Genomic DNA, 21,150 nt, shown 5'->3' with positions numbered 1-21,150 from the left:
GTTTCATCCGAAATGACCTTGTCCAAGTTTTCAAGCAATGCTCCCCCGCCTGTCAAGACGATTCCACGTTCCATAACATCTGCAGACAGTTCTGGTGGAGTTGCTTCCAATGTTTTTTTGACGCCTTCAATAATTTGCATAATGGATTCACGGAGAGCTTCAACGATTTCCTCTGAAGAAATTTCCAATGTTTTCGGAAGTCCTGTCAACAAATCCCGGCCTCTGATTTCCATTTTCTCAGGTTTAGCAGAAACTTTCGCTGAACCGATTTCAATTTTAATAGCTTCCGCTGTGCGTTCACCGATTGTTAGATTATATACTTTGCGGATATAGCTAATGATTGATCCATCCATCGAGTCACCACCGACACGGATTGACTCGCTCGTAACAATGCCGCCAAGTGAAATGACCGCAACTTCTGTAGTACCGCCACCTATATCGACGACCATGCTGCCCGTAGGTTCCCAAACCGGCAAATTAGCACCTATTGCAGCAGCGAACGGCTCTTCAATTGTGAACGCATCCTTCGCGCCAGCTTGTCTAGCAGCGTCAATGACAGCGCGCTGTTCGACAGAAGTGATGCCGAATGGAACGCAGACCATTACGTTCGGCTTTTTCCATGCGCTTCCTGCAGCTTTTGTCGCTTCTTTCATATAATGCTCAATCATTGCTGTCGTAATTTCGAAATCCGCGATGACACCATCCTTCATCGGGCGAGTCGCCACGATGGAACCCGGTGTACGTCCAATCATATTTTTAGCCGCTGAACCGACTGCCACGATTTCATTCGTAACTGTGTTTTTCGCTACGACGGACGGTTCCCTGAGAACAATCCCTTTTCCTTTAATGAAAACCAATGTATTTGCTGTGCCGAGGTCAATCCCGACATCTCTTGATCCTAATCCAAACAAATCTGTTCTTCCTTTCTATTCGACCGCTTAATATGGTCTTCTTGAAATCATACACCACATTATAACGGATTGGAGAACAAATTCACAGTGTCAATAGCAACAAGCTTGATTTTGATGCTATCGCCTTCCTGCTTAAAGCGACTGCTGAAAACCCTTAAATCCCCTTCATGCTGTAGGGCCAGGTCACTCTTTCCATTCTTCATTTCCACCAAAGCTGTTACCAGAATAGGAGTTAATTGCTAGCTCATATAACCTTTTTCCTTAAGACTTATAAAACGATGATCCCCGATTATGAGATGATCGAGCAGTTCTATTCCAATAATCGAACCCGCTTCGACAAGCCTTTTTGTCACCTCGATGTCCTCCGGTGAAGGTGACGGATTGCCTGAAGGGTGGTTATGCGCACAAATGATGGAAGCGGCAGACCGTTTCACCGCTTCGCGAAAAATCTCCCTGGGATGCACGATAGATGAATTCAAGCTGCCGATGAAAATTGTCTGCTTGTGCAGCACTTCGTTTTTTACATTCAGAAAAAGAACGACGAAATGTTCTTGGACAAGGGATGACATATCCGTCATCAAATAAGCTGCAGCGTCCTCGGGAGATTTGATGACATAACGTCCATCCGAATGCTTTCGGGAAATCCGCTTTCCGATTTCAACAGCAGCAAGTATTTGGACGGCCTTCGCTTGTCCCACGCCTTTCACCGCCATCATCTCTTCCACGTTCGCATCCTTCAAATCCTGAATCTTATCGAATGACTTCAAGATCCTGTTGGCAAGCATCAAAACGGATTCTTCCTTCGTCCCTGTCCGTAGCAGGATGGCAATGAGTTCCTGATTCGACAAGCTTCCCGCCCCTTGACGGATGAGCCTTTCACGAGGTCTATCCGCGATATGTACATCCCGGATCATCATCTGGTTCTTCACATCGGCTGTCAACGAATTATTCAGCCTCCTTCACCAGAATGATACCTTCTTCGCGTAAAGTCTCCACCAGCTTCGATATAGGTAAGCCAACAACATTCAAATAATCCCCATCAATTTTCTCAACAAGGAGCGCACCAGCGGTTTGGATGCCATATCCGCCTGCCTTGTCCATCGGATCCCCGGAATCGACATATGCACGGATCAGCTGATCGTCAAGTTCCTTGAATGTCACTTTCGTCTCGACTGAAAAGACTTTTGAAATCCCTTTTCCAAGAATGCTGACACCCGTGAAAACCGAGTGGGTGTTGCCAGAAAATTTTCTCAGAAAGCTTTCCGCCTGTTTTTTCGATGTTGGTTTTGGATAAACCTCCCCATCAAACACGACAATCGTGTCCGCTGCAATAATCAGAGCCTCCTTGTGCATTTCCGACACCGCAGCAGCCTTTTTAACTGCGAGTTTTTGAACGTAGTCCGCGAAGTCTTCATCCACTAACTCCACAACTTCTTCGACATTGCTTGGCATGATGTCAAACTGAATGCCAAGATTTCTAAGCAGCTCCTGCCTTCTTGGGGAGCCGGATGCCAGGAGTATCGGCATATTTGTCATAAATTCCATTATTGCAACCTCCTTTTTCTTTATCATACTGTAGAAGGAGAGCAATGGAAATTTTCACAAATCCGCAATAACGCTATTTCGACCAGCTTTCTCCGTTTAAAAATTGATTTTCACACAACCATCTTTATGCGTATAATTCGCTAGCAATTTAAGGCGTACAATTTGCAAATCCGAAGAAAACGTAATGATGGCAACGACATTTTTGCGGAAGTCAGTGATCTTTTCATCATCAGCTTCCCCTTCCGCAACAGTTGTCAAAGATTTAATTTTCGATAATTCCGTTTCCGATAAAGCACTCCTTAATTTCCCGGCTCCCACAGTGGAACACGACGACGTATCCGCATAAAACGGTTTCCTGAACGTCATTTCATATTCACTCACTTCGATTTCGTCTTCTCGGATGCCAACAGCGCTCCATACATAGAACTGCCCTTCGATTTCCAAAATATCCGCTTTTGCCAGACTTGCATCTTGCGCTATAAATTCCTGCGCGGATTGAACGGAGGAAAACACACCATGCTGCTTAGCAAACAGTTTGAGTGGAGCTTCATCCGACGAAATTGCAGGACCTGATGCAGGTGTCGTTTCGCTGGAAGCAGGCGGATCTGTTGCCACGAGCTCCTGTTCACCTGCCTTTCCCTTCCCTTGTCCATTCGTCCCGACGATGATGAAACCTACGATTGCTACAGCTGCAATGCCAATAATGACACCATGGAGCATCGCCGCCGCAACTGTCACTTTTGAATATTTCTTCTTGAAGTTCATGCCAGACCACCCCGTTTTTAGTAACCGTATCAAATCGGACATGAAAAAGAACAAGACGTATGTCGCCTTGTCCTAAAAAATTTATCGACTTAAATGAATAATTGCTGATACCATTCGACAAAGTCCGCTCCGAAAAAATACGAAATGATGGCTGCCGCTGCAATGGACGGTCCGAAAGCAACAGGTGTCTTCTTCCCTTTTCCGGTTTTCTTCAGCACGTAAATGCCGACGACAGAGCCGATCAAAGAGGCGAGGAACAACGTCAATAACGTATTCACCGTTCCGAGCACAAGCCCGATGACGAAGAACAGTTTGATATCCCCTCCGCCCATTCCACCTTTCGACACGACTGCAATGACATACAGCACGCAGAAACCGACTGCAGCCCCTAACAGGCTATCCCACCACGGCGACGTCGGAATGATCCATCGAAGGATCAACAACGCAATGGCGAACGGCAGAAGCACTTTGTCAGGGATGATCATATAGGCTAGATCGGAAACTGTGATGATGACGAGCAATGAAACGAACAGCAAAGCGATGATCAATTCTAGGCTGAATCCGAGTCGGATATATGAAAACGCGAATAGAGCACCCGTTACAAATTCGATGAATGGATACACGCTGCTTATTTTCTGTCCGCATCCTCTGCATTTTCCTTTTAAGGCAACGTAAGAGAAGATCGGAATCAAATCAAGCAAATGCAACCTCCGATTACATGTTTTACAATGGGACGGCGGCGAAACGATTGACTCCTTTTTCGGCACACGAAGGCCTACCACATTGAAAAAAGAGCCGAAAATGATTCCATATACGAAAAATAGGATAACCCAAACAATATTCATTCACTATCACCTAGTCCAGGGATTTTGTTGATCGGCGTCGGATCCTGTTTGCCAGCCGGTACAGGGGCATCCACTTTCGGCGTTTCCTCCTCAAGATTCCCTAAATCCGGGCGGTAAAACGCATGAAATGTGACGATTAGCTCCATCGGTTCATTCTCCTGTTCGACCATCCTCATCTCTTCAGAAGCAGTGAACTCTACCCGATCCACGATAAAAATACGTTCCATCGATTCGATTTCTTCAATGAACCGGTCGATTTGTCTGTATGCATCCGCCTCCAAATGCACTTCCGCAACGACAGCTTGGACGTTTTCAACTTGCTCGGGAGGATTCTCAATTGACGGTTCTTCAAGCGAAAAATTCACTTCATGTACATAGGCATCCGATTTCACTTCTGCTTTCTGCACTTGAAGGAGAATCAGATCCTCAAGCGGCTTTACAGGCAGTTTTTCCTGCAACAGGCGCGAACTGGACGACGCTGTGGGACTTTGCTGCGCCTCTTGCCTTTGTAACGCAAAAAGGATATCCCGTTCATTCGCCAATGTCTGTTTGGCTCGTTCACTTGATTCTTTCGCAGGAGCGTAAATTTGGAAATAGGAATATGCAGCAAGGGAGATCAGGAATACAATCGCCAAAATAACGAGCCCCATCTCCTTCTGACGTTTTGTCATTTTACTCATCGGAGCTCTCCTCCTGCCCATCCGTTTCTATCGTTTCTCCGACTTCGATGACAACGTCTCGTCCATCCAAGTATTCAATATGATACGTCGCTTCGAAACGCGGAAGCGACTCCGAGCCACTTTGCTCGTCCAAACTTTCGGCTACCAATGATTCCATTGTTGCCGCGGAGACAACTGCCGACGACTTGACTCTCGTCAAATAATAGGCGGCGGCAGACTTATCATCGAATTGGGCAACAACCGTTGATGCATGAGGCGCTGTGAATTCAAATGACACAAAAAAACCTCGCTCCGGCAATAAAGCGATCATTTCACGCAACAAAGGCAATGTATCAAATCGGTACGCTTCAGCCCACTCAACAGTCGCCGCAAGTTTTTCCCGAACATCTGCATGCGTGGACGGCTTAAGATTTTCCCGGATTGTTTCCTGGCTCGCATGTAAAGAGGATATCTGCGTTTCTGCCCGAAGAGTCTCCTTCGACATGGAAAGGGATAGAAGAAATAGTGTTGCCCAAAAAAGAATAGCCGCACCTAAAATAACAAGTGCAGCGATAAGGAGCGTCGACCGTTCCCTCTCCTTTTCAGGCAATAGATTAATATCAACGAGCATGACTAACTACACCTCTTTCAATGCCAAACCGATCGTCCGGTTGAAGGTTGCTGGCAATTGTTGTCCATCCTGGAGCTCCAAAGGTCTTTTCAACAAACGTTCCGCTTCGATAGAAAAACGTTCGCGTATGTTAGACAATAGTTTTTCCATATCACCGTATTCGCCATTCACGAGCAAATGGGAAATGGAAGCATTTCCGTTATGTAAATTATATCGATAAAAGTTCATCAGCTTTTCAAGTTCCATCACAATCGTCGTTGGCGTGATGGAATGCGGATCTGAATGAGCGTCCGCAACAATCAAAAGATCAGCGGATTGCGACAGATCGACAGGACGCATGAAAAGCGGGTAATGCTTATGGAAAATCGACACGGTCAACATACCGTCATACATATCAGCGATCAAAACATGCTCATGCCCACCAAATTGATATACCTTGTACGCAAGCCGATAAAGGGCGAGCGGACCGATATCCGCAACAACAGGATTCAGCTTCGCCGCTTTAAGTACTTCTTCGTACTTGTCCAAAATACTTTCCTTTGATGCAATCAAAATCGCTTCTTTGCTTTCTTCATTCAATGTGCAAGGTACCACATCGAAAACCGGATCATCGAATGGCAAATAGATCGTGGAACCGATTTCAATGAAGAAGTGTCCCTTCAACTCATCCGGCTCGATATCATCCGGATACGGCACCTTACGAATCATTACATATGTATCAGGAGCAAGGAATTGGACATCGCGCTTCGCGATGCCCCACTCCTTCAAAGTTCCTTCCAAAATGACCACCAGCGCCTCTGCATCAACAATCTTCCCCTCAACGACCGTGTTCGGAGGAAGCTTCACTTCCTCCGCAACATCGACGACAAGCGGCTGTGTTGACTTCAACCGGACAAAACGGACGGCATCGTCTTCAATTGTGAGTGTTGCCGGCTGTTTGCGGCGGTTGAATAGCGGCATGGCGAAGCTCCTTAATAAAAATACTTAATTTTGATCGTTCCCTGTACCTGTACCACCTACGGTCGTTTCATTCCCACTATCGGAAATTGATTTGCTCGAGGCACCATCAAAACTTACCGTCACTTTACCTGTAGTTCCCTCACCTTTTATTGTATTTGGATTTCCTTTTGTAACCGTTCCGCTCGTGAGAGAGCCTTCATCTTCTAGGAAACCAGCGCCCTTCAACTTTGCTAAGTCAACTTCAGTTTCTTCAGCATTATCAATAAAGTATAAATTTGCAGCAGCTAAAACATTTTGAGCATCAGCTTTAATTGCCTTTACTCTAGAATTATCAATAATATTCCCAATCGAAGGCACAGCAATCGCTGCAATAATCCCCAAGATGACAATTACCGCCAAAAGCTCGACAAGTGTTAATCCTTTTTCATTTTTCAAATGTTTCTGTAATAATTTCTTCATCATTATTCCTCCCCATTCTATCTTATTATCAAATATAAATTAAGAATACCAAACTCCTAGTTAAAATGAAACTATCATCCTATATTTATATATAACTATTTATTTTTCGACGAAATCCGCTACATATTATCTATTTCTGTGAAGAGACTAAACATCGGCAATAGTATCGAAAGCACTATCGTTCCAACCAACCCTGCCAAAAGAACTATCATCAATGGCTCAATTAACGCTTTCAGCCGATCTGTTGACGCATCAACTTCCTTTTCATAGAAATCGGCTACTTTACCTAGCATCGCGTCAAGTGACCCTGTCTGCTCTCCGATCGCAATCATATGAGGAATTAATGGCGGAAACGCCCAATGGCCTGCCATAGGCTCCGTCAATGAGCCGCCTCGTTCCAATGACTCCCTTGATTCGCCGACAACCCGTGAAATAACCTCGTTTTCCACAATCTTCTCCGTCATCGACAATGCCTGCAGAATCGGTACGGAACTGGCGAACAAAGAACTTAGCGTTCTCGTCAACGTAGATAATGCAGACTTTTTCATAAGATCACCGAAAATAGGAATTCGTAATAGGAAGGAATCAAGTAAAAATTTCCCTTCTTTATTATTGCGCATCATCAATATTCCAACTGTAATTCCAGCCGCCAAAAGGATGAAAACATACCAATAGTCGACCATGAAATCACTTGCCTTCAAAACAAACTGTGTTAGCATTGGAAGTTCTCCGCCGACGCTTGCGAATAGGTCGACGAACATTGGAACGACGAAGGTCAATAGGAAAATTACGACACCAATCGCAACGATTCCTACAACAATCGGATAAGACATCGCGGAAATGACTTTCTGCTTCGTCATATGCGCTTTTTCGTAATGCTCAGCAAGCCTGTCCAACGAATCGTCGACAGTACCTGACATCTCTCCCGCTTTGATCATGTTAATGACCAATGGCTCAAATGCTTTCGGATGTTTCATTAATGTATCCGATAACGATCCGCCGCCTCGAAGATCATCTCCGATAGAAATTAAAATCTTTTGGAAAGGCTTCGATTCTACCTGCAATGAAAGAATACGGATTGATTCCACAATGGTTACGCCCGCACGGAGCAATGTCGAAAATTGACGGAGGAACATGATGAATTGGGTCCGTTTGATCGGTTTTCCGAGATGGATCTCTTTCGTAAGAACTGTTTCGGCCTGTTCGGTCAAATTCGTTACTCGGATTCCTTGACTCTTCAATTTCAAGGCAGCTTCCCGTTTATTCGCGGCAACGATAATGCCCGATCTTTTTGTTTTTGCATCACGACCATCATATTTGAAACGGGCCATCGTTACTCATCACCTTCAATGTACGGCATTGCAGCTTCGTATGTTATTAGTCCACGTTCAAGAAGCTGCTTGACCGAAGTATCCATCATATGCATTCCCACCGATCGATTCGTCTGGATAACATTCGGGATTTGATGGACTTTTTCCGAGCGAATCAAATTCGAGATCGCGGAATTGTTGATCATCAATTCGGTGGCGACTCGTCTCCCCTTCCGGTCAACTGTTTGAAATAGCCGCTGTGACAATACTGCCGTTAAAACGCCAGCTAACTGAACGCGGATTTGGGATTGCTGTCCGTGAGGAAAGACGTCGATAATACGATCGATTGTAGAAGCAGCACTCCACGTATGAAGCGTTGCGAGGACTAGATGCCCGGTTTCTGCTGCGGTGATCGCTGTTGAAATCGTCTCTAGATCCCGCATCTCTCCTACGAGGATTACATCGGGGTCCTGCCGTAATGATGCACGTAATCCGTCCGCAAATGAGCTCGTATCAAAGCCAACTTCACGCTGGTCGATAATGGAAGATTGATGAGTGTGTACATACTCGATCGGATCTTCGAGCGTGATGATATGTTTGCGCATCGTCTCATTCATATAATGGATCATCGCCGCAAGTGTCGTCGATTTCCCCGAACCAGTCGGACCGGTAACTAATATGAGTCCTTGAGGTGTTTCCGCTAATGACTTCAAAATCCCGGGGACTTGCAATTCATCGATTGATGGAATAATCGTCGGAATCGTCCGGAAAGCAAGCGAAATGGAGCCACGCTGTTGGAATGCATTGACGCGGAAACGGGCAATTCCTTTCAATTCATAGGAGTAGTCAATCTGCCCTTTTTCAAGAAATGCTCCGTATAACTTTTCCGGGATTGTCGATTTGGCTGCAACGTCCGTGAAAGTTTCATCTATGGATGCTTCTCCATAACGCTTCAGCTCCCCATGGATCCGAAAAACAGGGGGCACACCGACCGTCAAATGGATGTCGGATGCTTTCAATTCAAATGCTTTCTCTAATATTCGATCTATTGTTTCAATCATAGCAATACCCCTATTCTATAAGTGAAACACGCAGTACTTCTTCCGTAGTGGTGATGCCCTGCTTCACTTTATCCAATCCATCATCTATCAAAAACACAGTTTCGTTCCGTAAAGCAATTTCCCTTAGCATTGCCGGTGTGCCATGGTTATTGATCACTTCACGCATCTCATCGTTAAGGATTAGCACTTCGTGTATGGCGACCCTGCCTCGGTACCCCGTCATGTTGCATGCCGCACAACCGGGACCGCGGACGATTGTTTCAATCTCCATGCCCCGTTTTGCGAAAATTTCCTTTTCACGGTTCGATGCAGGCATTTCCCGACCACAATCTCGGCAAACACGACGAATCAGCCGTTGAGCAATAATGGCGTTCACGGAAGCTGTCACAAGAAACGGTTCAACACCCATATCGATCAGTCTCGTAATCGAAGCGATAGAGTCATTCGTATGGATTGTGCTTAGGACAAGATGCCCTGTCAATGATGCACGAATCGCCATTTCCACAGTTTCGCGGTCACGAATTTCACCGACCATGACAATATCCGGATCTTGCCGCAAAATCGACCTTAAACCGTTCGCGAAAGTAAGACCGACAGCCGGGTTGACTTGAATCTGATTTATACCTTCCAGTTGGTATTCAACCGGGTCTTCAACGGTGATGATATTCACTTCTTCTTTATTCAATTTATTCAAGGCTGCATATAATGTGGATGATTTACCCGACCCAGTCGGTCCTGATATCAAGACGATTCCGTTCGGCCTCTCGATTTCCTTCAGAAACCGCACCATATTAACATGACTGAAACCCAATTTTGTCAAGTCATTCAATGAGCTGCTCAAGTCCAAAATACGCATGACCACTTTCTCGCCGAAAACGGTCGGCAACGTGGAGACCCGCAGATCGATCGGGCGGAAATCGATTGTTGCTTTGATCCTGCCATCCTGCGGTACACGATGTTCCGTAATATCGAGGCTAGACATGATCTTGATCCGCGCAGTGAGCATCGCTTGCATATGCTTTGGCAAATACCGCTCTGTCTTCAGCATTCCATCGACTCGGAAACGGATGACAACTTGATGCTCTTGCGGATCTATATGAATGTCGCTCGCCTTCTGCGTTATTGCAGACGACAACAACTGATTGACGAGACGGACAATCGGGGAATCAAGATCGGTCAATTCATCTTGCTGTTCTCTCGTTTCCTCCGGCTGCTCAATGAAAAAGTCTTCCAACAATTCATCTTCGTAGTACTTCGATATCGTCCGTAAAATATCGTCCTTTGAAGCGATTGCGGTTTCAATATGAAAACCTGTCGACAAACGCAAGTCATCGGCAGCCAAATAATCCATTGGATCGGACATTGCGACAAACAGCCTGTCTCCCTCTGCTTTCAATGGAACGAGGAGATTCCGCTTCGCAAATTCTTTCGGCACGACATTGAACAACTTCGGGTCAAACGGATATCTGAATAAATTGACGTGGGGGATCCCGAGCTGGAATTCAAGCACTTCAATTAATTGCTGCTCAGTGATGTACCCTCTTTGAAGAAGTGCGTCACCGAGTTTCTGATCCCGTGGCTTTTCTTCCAAAGCGGTTTGAAGCTGTGCGTCTGTTATGAGTCCAGATTCAACGAGCAAATCGCCCAGTCGTTTTCGTGTTGTCGCCATATTTATCCCTCTTTCACTTCTAGACGTCAATCATTTCCCGGATATCGGAAGACCGCTCTTATCGTAAATGACTTCACCTTGAGCCGAGTCTTCAATACCTGGTTCATCTACATTACCTGCTTCTCCCGGATTAGATGTTTCCGTCCTGTTATCTGATGTAGTCTCTTCATCTTGTGGAAGGTCTGCTCCCTCGCTATTAGTGTTTTCTATCGCCGAGGAATTCTCATTGGATAGCGGGTGGATTTCAATCCGATGAATAGGTGCATAAAAGTCTTCAGAAATATCTTCTGTGTCGATGACTTTTCCATCGACTGACAATGTCCGTTTTACGATCGCTTCCACACCATCTTTGCCTTCTTGTGAAACGACAACTTGTCCATCATTGACGAATGCACTATATTGTCGTACCGTCCTCGGTTTATAGGTTTCTATATTTGTGACGGAAGGTTCATATGTGTAATAAAGCGGCCGACCTTCCAACGAAACATTTATCGCACCAGCTGACCAATCCGCTTGGATGGTAAATTCTGTTTTATTCGGGTTCGTAAACTTGTAGTCAAGCCCTAAAGTTTGATTCATTGCCGCTTCGAAACCAGCTTGAATATCGGTAGTTATGGCTGTGCTTATATTCCGCTCATCGATTTGGAAATTTGTTTGTAGAGTTGCGGTATATAACATAGAAGTGAGCAATGTCAATTCCTCATCAGTAAGCGGCCCGACTTCGGAGCTTGTCAATACTTCCAACATGGAAAATGATTCGAATGGGCCTATAACCGATTGGTCCAGTGCATGTATCGCTTTGGATAAAGAAGGTGAAATTCCGTCGATGCTATATTCAGATGACGCGATTACTTCAGTTTGTATTTCATCGACTCCAAAATAATCAGTTATATGGACATTTCTCGGCATAATACCTGTTTGTAGTTCTTCTTCAATTCCTGTTGCAATCGAATCAATTGCATTTTCCGAGAAATGAATCTTGGAAAGCTCCTGGCTAAGCACAGTTTGCAACGCTTCACGAGAAACAATGGCGATTATCGGATTGTCCACACCGGAAGTTGCATTCGCTAGGGTCATGTCGATGTCGAACTTGATTGCTTCAGGTGGAAGTGCGAATTGAATGTCTTGGTAGATTAGGTTCACTTCCAATTTGGACTGAAGCTCTGAAAAATCGGATGCTAATTTGGATTTTGCTTGTTTAGCTTTATTATTGGAAATATTAAACGGTCCGACGTATGTGTGATCTGCGTATTGCTTGCCAAAGCGAAAGTCTGATGCTAAAGCTGCACCAGACATTATGAACAAAAGTAAAATAGAGGATAAACTTATTGTAACTACCTTTTGGCTCACATTAATCACCTTCTTCCACAAACTTATCTCTTCCATCTAAATTCATTGAATCAAACATAAAGTTATTCATAGATTACATTTTCCATGATAGGATTTGTCCATTCAATCGAGTTACTATTTACCAACTTACATTGTTCCCAAACTTCATTTTCACTGTTCACTTGTATTATCTCACCTGCTATATTTTCACCTCCAAATGCCACAAGACTACCCCAGTGAACTAATTTACTACCCTTCCCAATAGTTAATTTCTTATCAATTTGTAGAGAACCTGCAACACAAACCATCGAATTATCCTCTATTGTCAAATGCCCATTAACATGGGCAGACCCTCTAATTACCATCCTAGAATTAACCATGTTTTGCACATTGCTTTTTATACCCACGGATCCATTTATAGCCAATAAAGAATTGGTAATATTGTTCATATTTTCCGCATTAAAACTACCATCAATATTTAAATTCGCCCCACTTAAGTTATTGAAATTATCAACATTTAAATTACCTTTACTATACAGCGTAGAATTACTCACGTTAAAGTTTCCATTAGGACCCTTAAATCCATCCGGAAAATAAATGGTTGAGTTTGCCACACTACTATAACCGCCATTCTTATCTCCTTTACATGTTACCTTTGATAACTTCTTATTGTTTCCACAATAGGAAGCCTTTACATTATCGGGATAAAGTTTATGCATATTAGGAGAGGATGCGCCCCCACCCCCATTTGAGTTCGGTGATCCGCTGAAGTCAGGTATAATCACTGTTTGTTCAAACGAAATCTTTTCCTCATTACCATTTTTCATTCCTAAGGATATCCCTTTAATGATCACTTTATGTCGATCAGGATATCCTTTCACAGAAGTCGTTTCTACTACAAAATTATATAACTCAATATTCTTCTCTACTGTAAATCCAAGAATCTCCTCATTAAACATTCTTTCCAATTCAGTTGTTGTATCTTTCTGAATTATATTATAATCAATAACCTTAGCTTGATTTTTTGGATCTTTAAGTTGGTTTTCAATATTTTTCTGAATAAATATTTCCAAATCAGGTACAATAGATAAATAAAAATTCGAAATGTAAGTCTTAAAAAAGTCTACACCCGCTTCCGCAGCCATCACCGTAAGATGACTTTCATCCACTTTGATTTCTTGCTTTGCATTTCCAAGTGTACCTCTTATAAATACAGCTGAAACTACCATTATGAAGAGGACTAAAAAGAGGACTATTAATAATGCGTAGCCCTGTTCGTTATGACTTTTTCGCATTTCTCACTCCTCCTTCTCCACTTTATATCTAGAGATAACTGTTGAAACACTTACTTTCAGTTTGTTTTTAACCGGATCAGCAACTACTAGGTTAACATTCATAGAAGCTTCTGTTGTTTTCGCTCTAATCTCCTGTTTCGTTGGTAACCCAATAATTTTAAAATTATTTTCCGAACCAATTTTCTTATCTGATTGAGCGTCAACACCTGTACAATCTGTCATCCAAATTTCCCCGTCTCTCTCCTCTAACCTATATGTATCGCATTTTCGGTGAATATGCTGAAGATCCGTAATTATATAATTTGCCTCCTGCTGCATTTTTAACTTTTTAGTTTCCGTTATATTGTATTTCATGCTTGTAAGTACCGTAGTCCAAATTAACATCATGACAAGTGCGGTCAATAGAAGTACGGCCAATACCTCTATTAGTGTCATCCCTGATTCCCGCGACGGTCTCTTGTCTAGTTTTTCATTTGCCGACTTCAATATAGCCAAAAGTCTCGCTGATAACTTTGCTATCCTTTTGAATAGATATAATGATTCCATGCAGACTCAACTCACCTTCAGCATCTCCAGCTGGCAATGCGGGTTGTTTTTCAATTTTATACTCAACTTCACCAATTCCACTTTCTTCAGTCCGAATCCAAGAGCCGTTTTTTTCCACATACCCGTTTTCCGAAGTGAAATAATCAATAGAATATGACGAGTTTTTAAAGTTATCCAGATGCACCCTTGCCTCGTTCATTGCAGTTAGCTTACTCTCCGTCTTCTCATTAAAATTAGTCATTTGCGGAAAGATCGTCATAAATCCAATAAAGACGATGCCCAATATGACAAGAGCAGCCAAGATTTCGACAAGGGTCATCCCTTTTTCGTTCCCCTTATGACTTCTCATCTATTACATCGCCTCCCTTTTTATGGTTCTATTACTTACAGCATACAAAATCTGTAGAAACTAATCAACTAGTCAACGAAGATAGTGAAAATGTCATAGAAAAAGACCGACTTATGCCGGTCTTCAACTTGGAATATTCTCTTTTTCCTTTTCATAAACCCCCACCCGGTTCCTTCCTGCCTGTTTGCCGCCAATGTAAAGCGCACGGTCAGCATTGCGCAGCAATTCTTTTCCGTCTTTTGCGTCAATCGGCATGGTTGCGACGCCGATGCTTATTGTCATTTGGACAATTGTAGGTTCCCTTTCTTCCGATAGGTCGGGGGTGATTTTGAAGCTGGACTCTTCCATTGCTTTTCGAATCGTTTCAGCAAACTCCACGGCTTCGGCTTTTTCATAATTCGGCAGGATCATGACAAACTCTTCGCCGCCATACCTGGCCAATGTCATTTCAGGCGTTTGGTAGCTTCTTAAGAGTGCGGCGAACGTGCAAAGCAAGTCATTGCCGCTTTGATGACCGTAAGTATCGTTGATGGACTTGAAGTGATCGATGTCGAGAATGATCGTGGACAAGGTGGAGACTTCGCCGGTATGGTACCGGATTACTTCTTCATCCAATTTCGACTCTAAGTAGCGGAAATTATAGAGGCCAGTCAACCCGCATCTTACGCTTTTTTCCACTGTCCGTTCATAATACCTTGCCTTTTCCACTGCAGTTGCAAAATAGCCGGTCAACAGATCCACCATCTTCACATGCATTTCTTCAAAAGCATATCGTTGGTTGGAAGTCAGGATCAGGAATCCTTCTGTCCGTTGGTTCCTCTTAATAGGTGCTGTCATGATACTTTCCACGGAAGTATCGAATGAATATCCTATCAGCGCTTCTACACTCTTTTTATTCATGAATAACTTGGTCGCTTCCACATCCAGGCCATCCCCTTCGCCCCTTTTCTGTGGAAATGAAAACTTCGTCGGAGTGTCATTATGGAATTCGCCTTCTTTACAAGCGAGCATGACTAGGTTTTCACCCATTCTAAAATCGACGATATAGGCATTGTCATAGGGGATGACCCCTTTGATTTTGTCGATGAAAGTAAGGAGGACATCTTTTACTCGCAAGCTATCCGCAAGCTGATGACCGATGATGGTCGATGATGACAAGACTTCGTTCAATTTATTAGACTTCATATAGTTGCTTGAAACAAGCAAGACAATAATAAATGGAACACCTATCAATAAAAAAGCAGTGCTTCCAAATTGCTGCATGAGAAGACAAAAAGTGATGGCAAACGGCAAAAGCAGGATCGTTGTGACATAGTCCCACAAGATAATCTTTTTCATTCTGGATGTGTCCGTCTTTAGCCATTTGAAAAATAAATAGATGATAGCACTATTGATGATTGAATAAGCGGATGCATATATAAAGCCTGCAAGCAGAAATTCACTTAATGACATTTCCTGCAGCGAACCGCCAAACACATGAAAAATGACACCACTTATAATGGAAACAACTGCAAAATTGATGGAGTTAAATGCAAAACGGAATCCTTTCGGTGTCGAAGACTTCATTGTGAAAAGTAGTACGAATACCGCAATTTGCATGAAAATCATTTCGGCGACAATCCCATATTGGAAGAACAGTGAGAAAATGACCCATCTCTCCAAAGTGATACTCACCCGATCCAATGATATGGAAGTCATCAATGTAGCAAGAAGGATTGCCATATAGATGGCCAAGTTAACATAATCATATGATGCTGCTGGAAAGTAGTGGAGGGCTATGTAAAACATCATAGGAACAACAAGAATCCACAGGATATAGATCGCTCTTTTTTGTTGGGCTGTCACTATCAATTCTGATCCCCCCCTATATCATCTTACGTATTCGGCCACCCGGTCTCTTCCTGCTTGTTTTGCACCGATGTATAATGCACGATCCGCGTTCCGCAATAGATTCATCGCTTCATCCGTATCCATAGGTGCATTCGCAACGCCGACACTGGATGTGATGGACACTTTCACCGGATACTTGTCATCGCCCAAATCGGGTATGATCGTAAAGGCATGCTGTCTGATAAGCAATCGAAGCCGCTCAGCAAAATCGACTGCTTCCGCTTTTGAAAAATCCGGCAATATATAGACGAATTCTTCGCCTCCATAACGTCCGATTGTTCCATAGTCAGGTGTTGCCTTCTCTAAAATTCTAGCAAGGCCGTATAATATATCATTTCCGCTCTGATGGCCGAATGTATCATTCACCTTTTTAAAATGATCGATATCAAGCATGATGACGGATAAGTCTTCGATATCCCCCATGCGCATCCGGTTCATTTCAAAGTGAAGCTTTTCTTCCAAATAGCGGTAATTATAGAGCTTCGTCAATGCGCATCTTTCGCTCCGTTGCAATGCCTCCTGTACGTAGCGGGCCTTTTCGAGAGCGACGATGTAATACGATCCAAGCAAGTCCAAAATCTTCAACTGATGATCCCCGAAGGCAGCTTTCCGATTGGATCCCAACAGTAGGATGCCGTTCGTTTCGTTGTTATGCGTCAACGGGATGCAAAGGACGCTCTCCAAATCTTCAGGCGCTGAGATTGTGGCATATTGGCCCCAGTCTTTTCGCTTCGAATAGATGACCGGCTCATTCGTTTCCAATACCATCCCTGCAACTCCCTCACCGATTTGGATCATTTGAAATTGGCGTTCAACAAAACCTTTTCTTTCATACCATCTCTCAAGCTCCAGCCATTGATCGTGATTTGAGAAGAGAAAGACGTAATCGGCTTTGAATAACTCGCTCGTTTTTTTGATGAATTGGGTTGAAACCAATTCTTCATCCGTCATGACCGAAAGTTCACTTCCAATTTGGCCTGCCTTTTTTATGTACTCATTGATCTTTTCAGTACGGCTATACAGGCGGATAATAGTAATTGTCATAAAAAAAGGAAAGCCTAATAGTAAAAAAGAAGCAATCCCGACTATATTAAGCATTAAATAGAAAGTCAGAGCCAGAGGAAGAATAAGGATGAGAGTCGCGTACTCAAATACTATATCTTTTGCCGTGTACGGATTTTTCAACCCTTTCGCCTCAAAATACATATTTAATAAACCGAAATTCGTTGTTGTATGTACTAGCCGATATACAGCGACGCCGAGTAGCAGCGACCAAAAATCCATTGAGCCGACCTGCGCGCCGACTACGTAGAATGCACCTGCAGCGACAAGCGATAAAATGAACATCATGATGGAGTTTAGAAAAAATCGGTGTAATTGCTTTTGGTGCCTTCTTGTCACAAAAAGGATTGCAAAGATCGAAAGTTGCATTACAATCATTTCAACCGCAATTCCATACATGAGAAAAGCGGGAAGCGTTGCCCACATGACTAACGTAATCGGTTGTCCATTCCTCATGATTGGAAAAAACGCGGTAAGCATGCCAAAAATGATAAAGAGCAATACATAAGTGAAATTGATGGTTTCAGGCATCTGAGTGATAAAGAAATATGTGATTCCTGGAGGAACGATGAGCAACCAAATAATAAAAAGGCTGATTGTTGACCACTTTTTTTCAGACACCCTCATGCACCCCTTTAAAATATTTAAGTTAGCGAATTGATAGGGGATTGTCTTATGGAAAGCGAGCATGTTTCGTAGCTGAAACTAGTCCAAAAGACTAACAATCAGGTAAAGAGAACCTGCGACTATTTTCTTCCTATCTTTTCCTCTTCTTAGTATTATAGTATCATCTAAGTGTTTTGTCACCCTTTTTCTATTATACTGACAACTGCTCATTAATTCCTCCGCAGTAGCGGCCTGCGGGTGTGGAAATGTGACGAAAGTGAAGGAAGCAGCAACAGGAATCAACTCATCAAGCGTTTTCCCAATGTCTTTCGTGTTCAGCATGCCAATGACAAAATCGACTTTTTCACCTGGGAATTCTGATTTGATCGTCTCGGTGAGCATTTTGGCAGCAGCTGGGTTGTGCGCCCCATCAATAAAGACCCCCTCAGTGATTTCCTGGAACCGATAAGGCAATGCTGCTTTGGCGACTCCTTTTGCAATATGTTCCTCATTCATAGATACTCCTGCCTGCAGCAACGCCTCGATCGCAACGGCCGAATTAACAGCTTGATGCGGTCCTTTCATCCTGCGTTGTCCGATTGATACATGAACTGCCTTTCCGATGAACTCTCCGTTAGCTACCTTGAAATCATCGCCATAAACGGCTACTTCGCTGTTCATCTGAAGTGCTTTAATTCGAACGACATGCATAGCCTCATTCGATAGCGGACCAACGACTACAGGAGTATCTTCTTTAATGATCCCTGACTTATGCCCGGCAATTTCCTCAATCTTCCCGCCAAGAAAACCGACATGGTCTAATGCAATAGTTGTTATGACAGATACGAGCGGGTCTACGACATTCGTACTATCCAAGCTGCCCCCCATGCCGCATTCCAACAGTACATAATCAGGCGCAAGCCGTTCGAAGGTGAGGAAAGCCGCAACTGTCAACAATTCAAAATCTGTCAATGTGCCGCTTAGCCCTGCTTCTTTCATCGCCATGAACGTGTTGTCCATCTCTTCCTTACTGATTGGAAAGCCGTTCATTCGGATTTGGTCATGGACATCGACCAACGCCGGAGACGAAAAGACCCCTGTCGTAAATCCATGCTCTTTCAAGATGGATTCCATGAAGGCGATTGTGGAACCTTTTCCGTTCGTACCTGCCACATGGATGACATGCAGGCCCTTTTCCGGATTCCCTGCTTTTAAAAGTGCAGCACGAATATTATCAAGACCAGGTTTTATTACATCGTCACTTTCTATTTCGAATCGCTCTTTATATTCATCAAATTTTGGAATCAATTCACTCGCCCCTTATGGTAAAATCAGCTTAGAAACAGTATATCACGGCCGGAGGGAACGAAATGAAAAAATGTTGGGTCATCTATAATGGAAGTTTGACGAGCGATAAATTCCGCGATCAGGCGGAGCTGTTGCAAGAAGCCGCTGAACGGGCAGGCATAAATGCGACCTTGAAAAAGAACTATGAGGTGCTTATGGCCCTTAATGAAAAGCTGGAAATCCGACCTGATTTTGTAGTCTTTCTCGACAAAGATATCCTACTGGCCACATTTTTAAAAAATGTTGGAATCCCTGTCTTTAATGACCCTGATGTGATTGAGACATGTGATAATAAGGCGAAGCAATACATACAATTGGCAAAGAATAATATTCCAATGCCCGAAACGATTATCGCTCCGAAAGTGTATCCGAATTTTACGATTGAAGGATCTGGTTATTATGAAAAGGTCCTTGAAAAACTTGGCTTGCCTATGATTATTAAGGAAGGCCACGGTTCGTTCGGCATGAAAGTGTATTTGATTGAAACGAAAGAGGATTTTTTCGCGAAAGTGGATGAGCTTCGGGGCGTTGACTATGTGTTCCAGCAGTTCATTGCGACGAGCAGAGGACGAGATATCCGTGTAAATATCGTTGGCGGTGAAGTCATTGCTGCGATGCACCGCTCTTCTGAAACGGATTTCCGGGCGAACATTACGAACGGTGGCGTGGCAAGCGTCATCGAACTGTCCCTTGAGCAGAAGGAATTGGCAATCCGGGCAGCCGAAGCAGTTGGCGCAGAGTTTGCCGGTGTGGATTTATTATTTGGAGAAAATGAAGTGCCACTTGTCTGTGAAGTGAATGCCGCTGCCCATATCCGGAATATTTATAATGTGACTGGCATCAACGTCGCAGATCAGATGATCAGTTATATTCTAGGTAAATTAGGATGAAAGGATATATTTATTATTCTTTAACAGAAGCAGAACGTAACCGGGGATTTATCGATGATCTGATGAAACATGCATCGCGATTGGATACTTCATTGACGCTGCTGGTGGATGAAGAAGAACCGGATGCCGACGCAGATTTCATTTTATTCCGCGCTCGAAAACCATTGCTTTCGGAGAGATGGGAGGCAGCCGGATTTCGGATAATCAACCGTTCGCAAGTGAACAGGATTGCGAACGATAAATTGAAGACATTCGAACTTGCGACTTTGTTAGGTGCTTCTGCCATACCCACGACAAAGATCGGGTCCATAAAAGATCTTCCTCCCCTTCCCGCTGTTTTGAAAACAACTGATGGGCATGGTGGAAATGAAGTGTTTCTTTATCACCAAGAAAGGGATGCCGACCAATTCTTTACTCGATTTGCAGGCCGACAATTGATCGCCCAGCCATATATTGAGTCCAACGCAACGGATGTCCGCGTTTTCATGCTCGGCGAGGAAGTTTTAGGAGCTGTCAAACGGTCCGGAAGTGACTCTTTCAAATCAAATTTCACACTTGGTGGTACAGTGGAAAAGTATATACTTTCATCTTGGCAAGAAAATGAAGTCCGAAAGATAGCGAGGGCATTAAAAAGCGATTATATCGGCATTGATTTTCTTTTATTGCCTGATGGAGGTTGGATGTTGAATGAAATCGAAGATCCGGTCGGCGCCAGAACACTGTATGTGACGCATGATTTTTCAGTTGCGGAGAAGTTGATGGAGTATGTGAAGATGAAATTGGAAGGATTATGAGCGCTAGAGCACGAGTTATGAGCGCGGAACGAGTTTTATGAGAGTGGGAGCAGGAGTTATGAGCGCAGAACCGGTTTTATGAGCGCGTAGCAGGAGTTATGAGCGCAGAACCGGTTTTATGAGCGCGTAGCAGGATTATATGAGCGCAGAACCAGTTTTATGAGCGCGTAGCAGGATTATATGAGCGCAGAACCGGTTTTATGAGCGCTAGAGCACGAGTTATGAGC

21 protein-coding genes are annotated in these 21,150 nt (G+C 43.7%); 2 read left to right on the top strand and 19 right to left on the bottom strand.

The features are described 5' to 3' along the window. The 19 genes from AWV70_RS00500 to AWV70_RS00410 form a co-directional block, all read right to left on the bottom strand. Positions 1 to 911: rod shape-determining protein (locus tag AWV70_RS00500; protein WP_060203232.1), on the bottom strand; the 911-nt coding region annotated here is incomplete at its 3' end. Between the two features lie 239 nt (positions 912 to 1,150). Then, positions 1,151 to 1,828, bottom strand: a complete 678-nt coding sequence (gene radC, locus AWV70_RS00495; protein WP_060203234.1) for a RadC family protein — start codon at positions 1,826 to 1,828, stop codon at positions 1,151 to 1,153. 28 nt (positions 1,829 to 1,856) lie between these two features. After that, the gene (locus AWV70_RS00490; protein ID WP_060203230.1) at positions 1,857 to 2,456 is read right to left on the bottom strand and encodes a Maf family protein; all 600 of its coding nucleotides are present in this window, start codon (positions 2,454 to 2,456) and stop codon (positions 1,857 to 1,859) included. 96 nt (positions 2,457 to 2,552) lie between these two features. Continuing rightward, a complete protein-coding gene (locus tag AWV70_RS00485) occupies positions 2,553 to 3,221 on the bottom strand; it encodes a hypothetical protein (protein ID WP_060203227.1) in 669 nt (222 codons plus the stop codon). An 89-nt stretch (positions 3,222 to 3,310) separates the two neighbouring features. After that, on the bottom strand, positions 3,311 to 4,066 hold the full coding sequence (locus tag AWV70_RS00480) for a prepilin peptidase (protein WP_060203225.1): 756 nt from the start codon (positions 4,064 to 4,066) through the stop codon (positions 3,311 to 3,313). Beyond that, on the bottom strand, positions 4,063 to 4,746 hold the full coding sequence (locus tag AWV70_RS00475; RefSeq protein ID WP_060203223.1) for a hypothetical protein: 684 nt from the start codon (positions 4,744 to 4,746) through the stop codon (positions 4,063 to 4,065). The genes AWV70_RS00480 and AWV70_RS00475 overlap by 4 nt, the downstream gene beginning before the upstream one ends. Then, positions 4,739 to 5,356, bottom strand: coding sequence for a hypothetical protein (locus AWV70_RS00470; protein ID WP_060203221.1), 618 nt, complete (start codon positions 5,354 to 5,356; stop codon positions 4,739 to 4,741). The genes AWV70_RS00475 and AWV70_RS00470 overlap by 8 nt, the downstream gene beginning before the upstream one ends. 6 nt (positions 5,357 to 5,362) lie before the next feature. Further along, positions 5,363 to 6,316: a type IV pilus biogenesis protein PilM gene (pilM, locus tag AWV70_RS00465; protein ID WP_060203219.1), complete on the bottom strand. Its 954-nt coding sequence runs from the start codon at positions 6,314 to 6,316 to the stop codon at positions 5,363 to 5,365. Positions 6,317 to 6,340: 24 nt separating this feature from the next. Beyond that, positions 6,341 to 6,775, bottom strand: coding sequence for a competence type IV pilus major pilin ComGC (locus AWV70_RS00460; RefSeq protein WP_060203217.1), 435 nt, complete (start codon positions 6,773 to 6,775; stop codon positions 6,341 to 6,343). 119 nt (positions 6,776 to 6,894) lie between these two features. After that, complete coding sequence (locus tag AWV70_RS00455) at positions 6,895 to 8,106, bottom strand: type II secretion system F family protein (protein ID WP_060203215.1); 1,212 nt, start codon at positions 8,104 to 8,106, stop codon at positions 6,895 to 6,897. 2 nt (positions 8,107 to 8,108) lie between these two features. After that, positions 8,109 to 9,146, bottom strand: coding sequence for a type IV pilus twitching motility protein PilT (locus AWV70_RS00450; protein WP_060203213.1), 1,038 nt, complete (start codon positions 9,144 to 9,146; stop codon positions 8,109 to 8,111). Between the two features lie 10 nt (positions 9,147 to 9,156). Continuing rightward, positions 9,157 to 10,815, bottom strand: coding sequence for a GspE/PulE family protein (locus AWV70_RS00445; protein WP_060203211.1), 1,659 nt, complete (start codon positions 10,813 to 10,815; stop codon positions 9,157 to 9,159). A 30-nt stretch (positions 10,816 to 10,845) separates the two neighbouring features. After that, positions 10,846 to 12,165, bottom strand: coding sequence for a VanW family protein (locus AWV70_RS00440; protein WP_160327607.1), 1,320 nt, complete (start codon positions 12,163 to 12,165; stop codon positions 10,846 to 10,848). Positions 12,166 to 12,227: 62 nt separating this feature from the next. Continuing rightward, positions 12,228 to 13,439, bottom strand: a complete 1,212-nt coding sequence (locus AWV70_RS00435; RefSeq protein ID WP_060203207.1) for a hypothetical protein — start codon at positions 13,437 to 13,439, stop codon at positions 12,228 to 12,230. A gap of 3 nt (positions 13,440 to 13,442) precedes the next feature. Further along, the gene (locus AWV70_RS00430) at positions 13,443 to 13,985 is read right to left on the bottom strand and encodes a prepilin-type N-terminal cleavage/methylation domain-containing protein (protein ID WP_082713398.1); all 543 of its coding nucleotides are present in this window, start codon (positions 13,983 to 13,985) and stop codon (positions 13,443 to 13,445) included. After that, positions 13,909 to 14,334 (bottom strand): type II secretion system protein, encoded by a 426-nt coding sequence (locus AWV70_RS00425; protein ID WP_060203203.1) that lies wholly within the window; start codon positions 14,332 to 14,334, stop codon positions 13,909 to 13,911. The genes AWV70_RS00430 and AWV70_RS00425 overlap by 77 nt, the downstream gene beginning before the upstream one ends. A 123-nt stretch (positions 14,335 to 14,457) precedes the next feature. Beyond that, complete coding sequence (locus AWV70_RS00420) at positions 14,458 to 16,179, bottom strand: GGDEF domain-containing protein (RefSeq protein ID WP_235588495.1); 1,722 nt, start codon at positions 16,177 to 16,179, stop codon at positions 14,458 to 14,460. A gap of 24 nt (positions 16,180 to 16,203) precedes the next feature. Further along, on the bottom strand, positions 16,204 to 17,907 hold the full coding sequence (locus AWV70_RS00415; protein ID WP_060203199.1) for a sensor domain-containing diguanylate cyclase: 1,704 nt from the start codon (positions 17,905 to 17,907) through the stop codon (positions 16,204 to 16,206). Positions 17,908 to 17,991: 84 nt separating this feature from the next. Beyond that, on the bottom strand, positions 17,992 to 19,200 hold the full coding sequence (locus AWV70_RS00410) for a bifunctional folylpolyglutamate synthase/dihydrofolate synthase (protein WP_060203197.1): 1,209 nt from the start codon (positions 19,198 to 19,200) through the stop codon (positions 17,992 to 17,994). Between the two features lie 62 nt (positions 19,201 to 19,262). Between AWV70_RS00410 and AWV70_RS00405 the strand changes: the two genes are divergently transcribed. Continuing rightward, positions 19,263 to 20,129, top strand: coding sequence for an ATP-grasp domain-containing protein (locus tag AWV70_RS00405; protein ID WP_060203196.1), 867 nt, complete (start codon positions 19,263 to 19,265; stop codon positions 20,127 to 20,129). Beyond that, entirely contained in the window at positions 20,126 to 20,923 is a 798-nt protein-coding gene (locus tag AWV70_RS00400; RefSeq protein ID WP_060203194.1) for an ATP-grasp domain-containing protein, read from the top strand. Before AWV70_RS00405 ends, AWV70_RS00400 begins: the two co-directional genes overlap by 4 nt. Positions 20,924 to 21,150: the final 227 nt, after the last annotated feature.

This window comes from Sporosarcina koreensis, assembly GCF_001531445.1.
Lineage (GTDB): Bacteria > Bacillota > Bacilli > Bacillales_A > Planococcaceae > Sporosarcina > Sporosarcina koreensis_C.
Note: the sequence above shows the minus strand (reverse complement) of the source record. Positions and strands in the feature narration are given on the sequence as shown.

Excerpts from the sequence above, each read along its gene's own strand:
- AWV70_RS00450 (WP_060203213.1), bottom strand. The coding sequence starts at position 9,146 with ATGATTGAAACAATAGATCGAATATTAGAGAAAGCATTTGAATTGAAA.
- AWV70_RS00475 (WP_060203223.1), bottom strand. The coding sequence starts at position 4,746 with ATGAGTAAAATGACAAAACGTCAGAAGGAGATGGGGCTCGTTATTTTG.
- AWV70_RS00460 (WP_060203217.1), bottom strand. The coding sequence starts at position 6,775 with ATGAAGAAATTATTACAGAAACATTTGAAAAATGAAAAAGGATTAACA.
- AWV70_RS00480 (WP_060203225.1), bottom strand. The coding sequence starts at position 4,066 with ATGAATATTGTTTGGGTTATCCTATTTTTCGTATATGGAATCATTTTC.
- AWV70_RS00430 (WP_082713398.1), bottom strand. The coding sequence starts at position 13,985 with ATGGAATCATTATATCTATTCAAAAGGATAGCAAAGTTATCAGCGAGA.
- AWV70_RS00405 (WP_060203196.1), top strand. The coding sequence starts at position 19,263 with ATGAAAAAATGTTGGGTCATCTATAATGGAAGTTTGACGAGCGATAAA.
- AWV70_RS00425 (WP_060203203.1), bottom strand. The coding sequence starts at position 14,334 with ATGAGAAGTCATAAGGGGAACGAAAAAGGGATGACCCTTGTCGAAATC.
- AWV70_RS00485 (WP_060203227.1), bottom strand. The coding sequence starts at position 3,221 with ATGAACTTCAAGAAGAAATATTCAAAAGTGACAGTTGCGGCGGCGATG.
- radC (WP_060203234.1), bottom strand. The coding sequence starts at position 1,828 with ATGATGATCCGGGATGTACATATCGCGGATAGACCTCGTGAAAGGCTC.
- pilM (WP_060203219.1), bottom strand. The coding sequence starts at position 6,316 with ATGCCGCTATTCAACCGCCGCAAACAGCCGGCAACACTCACAATTGAA.
- AWV70_RS00490 (WP_060203230.1), bottom strand. The coding sequence starts at position 2,456 with ATGGAATTTATGACAAATATGCCGATACTCCTGGCATCCGGCTCCCCA.
- AWV70_RS00470 (WP_060203221.1), bottom strand. The coding sequence starts at position 5,356 with ATGCTCGTTGATATTAATCTATTGCCTGAAAAGGAGAGGGAACGGTCG.
- AWV70_RS00445 (WP_060203211.1), bottom strand. The coding sequence starts at position 10,815 with ATGGCGACAACACGAAAACGACTGGGCGATTTGCTCGTTGAATCTGGA.
- AWV70_RS00435 (WP_060203207.1), bottom strand. The coding sequence starts at position 13,439 with ATGCGAAAAAGTCATAACGAACAGGGCTACGCATTATTAATAGTCCTC.
- AWV70_RS00455 (WP_060203215.1), bottom strand. The coding sequence starts at position 8,106 with ATGGCCCGTTTCAAATATGATGGTCGTGATGCAAAAACAAAAAGATCG.
- AWV70_RS00400 (WP_060203194.1), top strand. The coding sequence starts at position 20,126 with ATGAAAGGATATATTTATTATTCTTTAACAGAAGCAGAACGTAACCGG.